At 44.3% G+C, this 5,740-nt stretch carries 4 protein-coding genes and 2 pseudogenes; 3 read left to right on the forward strand and 3 right to left on the reverse strand.

Annotated features, from left to right (window positions below; translation table 11 throughout):
* Positions 1–234 precede the first annotated feature (234 nt).
* A pseudogene (locus C8R34_RS16330) lies at positions 235–438 on the reverse strand (integrase core domain-containing protein); the annotation flags it as partial.
* On the opposite strand from C8R34_RS16330, the pseudogene C8R34_RS15760 reads away from it, so the two are divergent.
* Together C8R34_RS15760 and C8R34_RS15765 are read left to right on the forward strand one after the other, a co-directional pair.
* Positions 429–1,435 (forward strand): annotated as a pseudogene (locus tag C8R34_RS15760) (integrase core domain-containing protein). The pseudogenes C8R34_RS16330 and C8R34_RS15760 overlap by 10 nt on opposite strands.
* 306 nt (positions 1,436–1,741) lie before the next feature.
* Entirely contained in the window at positions 1,742–2,515 is a 774-nt protein-coding gene (locus C8R34_RS15765) for a DUF4126 family protein (protein ID WP_110342193.1), read from the forward strand.
* Positions 2,516–2,533: 18 nt separating this feature from the next.
* Here the strand turns inward: C8R34_RS15765 and lpxK are convergent, their stop codons facing one another.
* Positions 2,534–3,541 carry a tetraacyldisaccharide 4'-kinase gene (lpxK, locus tag C8R34_RS15770; protein ID WP_110342195.1) on the reverse strand — a complete coding sequence of 336 codons (1,008 nt, stop codon included), beginning with the start codon at positions 3,539–3,541 and terminating at the stop codon, positions 2,534–2,536.
* Between the two features lie 231 nt (positions 3,542–3,772).
* On the opposite strand from lpxK, the gene C8R34_RS15775 reads away from it, so the two are divergent.
* Positions 3,773–4,663, forward strand: coding sequence for an alpha/beta fold hydrolase (locus C8R34_RS15775; RefSeq protein WP_110342197.1), 891 nt, complete (start codon positions 3,773–3,775; stop codon positions 4,661–4,663).
* Positions 4,664–4,783: 120 nt separating this feature from the next.
* Here C8R34_RS15775 and C8R34_RS15780 read toward each other — a convergent pair.
* The coding region (locus C8R34_RS15780; RefSeq protein ID WP_181415509.1) for an alginate export family protein at positions 4,784–5,740 on the reverse strand (957 nt) is incomplete at its 5' end.

The raw sequence follows: 5,740 nt of genomic DNA on the forward strand, positions 1-5,740 counted from the left end.
AACATGTTCTCATAAAATTATTTTAAACAACACTTTTTCCAAATGAAAAAACCTCTCTACAGCAATAATTACATATCTTGTCGCTATTTTTACAAGAAAACTGTGAAAAATCGGAGAAACTCATGCAATTAAAGCAGGCTTAAGCATGCGATTGATTTGCGATTAATGTTAGAAGTGGGCTCACTTGATTGGACAGTTTTTTGCATTTCTTAAGTGGAAATCTTGCGTTAATGCCTACCCTGCTTTTTGCATTGCAGACAGGTTATCGAAGTAGAACTCATTTGGTGTTTTGTCGTCAAGCGCGGTGTGAGGTCTATTATGGTTGTAGAACATGAAATATTTCTCTAAGCCTTGTTTTTCATCACATACGCTGTAGGCGTGCAGATATATCTCTTCGTATTTGACGTTCTTCCAGAGCCGTTCGACAAATACATTATCACGTCAACTACCCTTGCCGTCACGCAGCGGGATTCAAAGCCAAAGTGGCAATAGCTGCGATCAAGAGTGATAAGACCCTAGCTGAACAATTTGATGTGCATCCGAATCAGATTTCGGAATGGAAGCAGCAGCTACAGGAATCTGCGATCGATGTATTCGGGAGTAATTCAAAAGCAAAGGCCGCCGCGCCTGATCTCAAGATACTTCACGCCAAGATTGGACAACTCACGTTGGAGAATGATTTTTTAGAAGGCGCGCTCATCAAGGCGGGATTGTTGAGCGCAAAGCGATGATAGACCGAACTCACGGACTGTCGCTGGTGAAGCAATGTCGGCTACTGGATGTGGCACGCTCAACAGCATACTACCGACCGGCTCCGCTATCAGCACAAGTGCTTGCACTGATGCGCCGGATAGGTGAATTGCATCTGAACCATCCCTTTGCAGGGGCCAGAATGCTCAAACGTGAAGGAAGTTTATTCGACCGGCGTCGTGTACCACGCTGATGAAGCGAATGGGAATTCACGCAATCTAACGCAAGCCCAGCACCAGCAAGCGATATCAGGCGCATCCAGTCTATCCGTATATTTGTCCATCACCCGCTCAAACCATGTCTGGGCAGCAGATATCACGTACACTTCAATGAAGCGCGGTTTCGTTTATCTGTTCGCCGTAATCGACTGGGCAAGCCGGATATCGACCAAGGTTGCCAATTCACCAGCTTGGAATTCACCGGGCTGCTGCAGGATAACGGTATCCAGATCAGCATGGACGGCAAGGATAGCTGGCATGATAATGTATTTGTCGAACGGCTTTGGAAGAGCGTTAAATACGAAGAGGTATATCTGCACGCCTACGACAGCGTATGTGATGCAAAACAAGGCTTAGAGAAATATTTCATGTCCTACAACCCAAACAGACCTCACACCGCACTTGACGACAAAACACCAAATGAGTTCTACTTCGATAACCTGTCTGTAATGCAAAAAGCAGGGTAGGCATTAATGCAAGATTTCCATTTAAGGAATGCAAAAAACTGTCCAATCAAGTGAGGCCGCTTCTTTTTGTTACTCCACAAAGCGAATAACATTTAAGCACAGTATCAACTCAAGCAAAGTGATAACTAATGATGATTGGTTATGTCTGATAGCTGGTGAAGGCTATTTTTAATTATCTTCGGGTTCAATTCCCCGCCCCTTGGGGCGAAAGCTGGTTGAAAACCAGCAGATTGAAGAGTGCGGTTAATACCCCGCTGCTTGCGGCGGGGTGCTTTATTAGTAATTTCTTGGGATCATGCGGAATTTATGGAAACTTATGAAACCTTATTAGCAACAGTTGCCCTAATGATGGGCACTGCATGGGCAAGTGGGATTAATCTTTATGCGGTTTTATTAGTGCTTGGCTGGGGAGGTGCAACAGGCCATATTGCCTTGCCAGAGGAATTGTCGGTACTGCAAGATCCATTAGTGATTGGTGCCGCCGGCGTTATGTATTTCATAGAATTCTTTGTTGACAAGATACCTGGAATGGATTCTGTGTGGGACTCTATTCATACATTTATTCGTATTCCGGCGGGCGCGATGCTGGCAGCCGGTGCAGTCGGCGATGTGACACCTGCTTTAGAGATCGCCGCCGGAATTCTTGGTGGAGGTATCGCTGCAACAAGCCATGCTACTAAGGCGGGTACCCGTCTTTTTCTGAATACATCGCCAGAACCGGTTACAAATTGGACGGCGTCTCTTACCGGAGATTTCCTGGTGTTTTCCGGGCTTTGGACTGCCTTGAAGCATCCGGAAATTTTTCTAATTTTATTGGTTGTTTTTCTTGGCATCGCAATTTGGTTGTTACCCAAATTATGGCGATTCATAAAAATAGTATTTTTTAAGATAGGAAAACTCCTGGGATTTGCACAGGCATCGCCTGCTACCGTTAATGGATCAGGTGTTTCAGCGGATGCTCTTGGAGACCGTCAAATAGCAGCATTAGAGCGGTTACAGCAATTAAAAGATAATGGAATGCTTACGCAGCATGAGTTTGAACAGCAGAAAAATAAGATTCTGAGAGAAGATATCTCATAAGATGCTGTATCGATTGATTCAAATTTTCTGAAGTTTTTTTAGTACAATAGCCTGTAATTCACTATTGACCCAGGCATCTTTAGGTAATGCCCACAGTGTGCCTTTTGCAAAATGACAACATTGCAATGCATTTTCCTCGGGCATGAGTATGACATCGGCGTCAGCGAAATTAATATCTTGCGAAACGAATTGGTGATTTTCTGAGAAGGTATGTAATTCTGCATTTAACCCTGTTTTCTGTATAAAATCAAAAAAACACTGGACGTTATCTCCACTGGCAATCGCATGCAGTTGTTTGTTCTTGAAGTCTGAAACCGGTTGGCGTATTTCCGGATTGAGCACATTGTAAGCAGTTTCGTTGACGAGCTTCATTGGGTAGGTTTTACTCCACTGACTAGTATCGACATAATGATTCTGCTTGCCATTGGTGACGATAATATCGATTTTTCTCAGATATTGGAGAGGTGTGCGCAGAGGGCCGGCAGGTAGTACTAGGCCATTACCGAAGCTTTGTTCGCTAAAATCGACGACAGCAATCTCAATGTCACGTTCGAGGCGGTAATATTGCATCCCATCATTACAGATGAGGATATTGCAAGTTGGGTGCGAATTCAGAAGCGCTTGAGCAACTGCGATTCTGTCACTTCCAACCCAGATGGGGCAGATTCCCCCGCAGCGTTGCGCTAATAAAAATGTTTTTCCTCCGATGACATTAGGGTCACTTAAAGAAGTCACGGCGGCAGGTAATCCGGGATTGTCGGAATTGCCGCGTGTTATGATTCCTGGGCGATAACCTTGCTGCAGTAGACAGTCGATAAGCCAGATAATGAGCGGTGTTTTGCCGCCATCGTCAATACTGATACTGTCGACCACAATAACAGGGACCGGTAGCTTAATGGGAGGTAGAATGTCCAGCCAGTAGCATAATTTCTTTAGTGTTAGAAAGTATCCATATAACACACTGAATGGCCATAAAAGAATGTGTAATGGCGTAATGCGGTGCCAATAAAGCTCTGACAATTTCATATATTATGTATGTTCAGGATATAGTTGTGAAATTTAGCGTTCAGTAAAAGTTCTAAAGGTAAGAATTTTTCCGGACTATTTTAAGCATATATGACCTGTACAGGGACTGTGTACCATAATTTTGATTTATTGTTTTAATTTTTCAAAAATAATGTTTCTTTAAAATCTACGGGCGTTGGTATTACAATCAATATACGCATCATTGAAATAAGAACAAACATAACATAAATTATGGAAATATCTGTAAAACGATTACTTGTACCTACGTTATCCAATGATGGCCAGCAGAAAAAACCGCATGCGATTGCTTATACCGACTGGGGGGATCTGCAGAATCCGCATGTCGTGATATGCGTTCATGGGCTAACACGCAATTGTCGTGATTTCGATTATCTGGCACGCGAATTGCAATCAGATTGCCGGGTGATTTCCGTGGATGTCGTGGGACGTGGCCAAAGTGATTGGTTGGAGCAGGCACATGATTACGATTACTATCCGGTCTATCTTTCCGATGCAATGTCTCTGATCTCCCATATTCAAGCGCAATACCGTACGGCGATTACGCTGGATTGGGTGGGTATTTCCTTGGGTGGCTTGATCGGGATGATTCTGGCGATACAACCCAACATTCCTGTACCCATCAATAAATTGGTGATAAGCGATATTGGTCCATTGATTCCTGCAGCTGCACTGAAGAGGATTGCTGATTATGTCGGTGAAGATATTCGTTTCAATAGCTTTGAAGAATTTAAACAGTATATGAAAGCGATATCTGTTTCTTTTGGTCCATTGACTGAAGAACAATGGGATCATATGGCTATCCATAGCGCTCTTGAATATGCAGACGGATCCTACGGTTTCCGCTATGACCCTAGAATATCGGTAAGTTTTAAAGAACGCGAGATTAAAGATATCGATTTATGGAACCAGTGGGATCAGTTAAATGTGCCTACCTTGGTACTGCGTGGCATGGCATCGGATATTCTGTCTGTTGATACGGCTGCACAAATGCAAGTGCGTGGCGCAAAGGCTAAAATTGTTGAATTGCCGGGTATCGGCCATGCGCCGATGCTGATGGATGCCGGTCAGATGAAAATTGTGCGGGATTTTATTCTCAGTTAGTAGGCCACAGCGGTTATTGGAGAATCTACATTAAGAGATGCTGAGCGGCTTACGGTGAAACAACAACGGCAGCTAAATGATGCTGCCGTTGTGTTGTGGACTGTCTAATCCGAGTTAAGACTAGAAACGGATATTGTATTGAACATAGAAAAGGTCAGGCGAGACTCCCGGAGCTTGTGCCTTCAGGAAATCACCGCTCCACATTTTTGAGTATCCAACCAGTACATCTTGATGCCGATTGACGTGCAGATTTAGTCGGAAATCTACTTCATCACCGATGTGGCTGCCGGATTGACCGGTAACATCTCTAAATGTTGCCAAGCCAGCCGCGTTATACAAATAATCGCGTTCGTTCGCTAGATAGAATCGGTGGTATTGTGAAATAAAAGTAATCCATGGCATAGGATGCAAGGTAAATTGTGCATTGATGTCATGAACGTTCTGGCGACCTACGCGATCGAGGAAACCCATGTAATAGTGGCCGAACGGGAAGAGCTGATTAAATGTATTGCTTCTGCCATCGGTAGAGCTGCCATCACCGGAAGCAAAATCATAGCGTATCCAGCCTTGTGGATTCATCGGCAGTGGTAAACGATAGCCTACACCAGTAGCCACGGCAAAGGCGGAAATATCCAGGTTGGAGCGTCGCCCGAATTGATACATACCTTCCAATTCATAAAGGAGATTGTCAAAATTCCCGGCAAAACGACCACCAAGTGTATGAACATGGGAGTCACCCTGCAGGATATTTCCTCGTGCTACATTGGCTGGCGTAAGATTCCGATCGTTTTCCAAGCTGAGGAAATAGAGATCGATTAAGTGGCCGGGTTTCGGTTTGTGTGTAGCCCATAAGCCAAAGAAATTTTGCTGTGTATCCCAATTATCAAAATTACCTTTTTCAGTAATCATCGGACGTGTCCAGAATGCATCAACATCCCACTCCGGCGTGCGCCAGAAGGCCTTGACACCCTGGAAGGTTCTGCGGGTATTGACCCAATCCAAAGTGGAAATCAATCTTTGTGAACCATATAGCAACTCTTGCCGCCCTACGCGAACATAAACGGGACCATTATTCAC

It is taken from the genome of Nitrosomonas sp. Nm84 (assembly GCF_003201565.1).
In the GTDB taxonomy this organism is placed as follows: Bacteria; Pseudomonadota; Gammaproteobacteria; order Burkholderiales; family Nitrosomonadaceae; genus Nitrosomonas.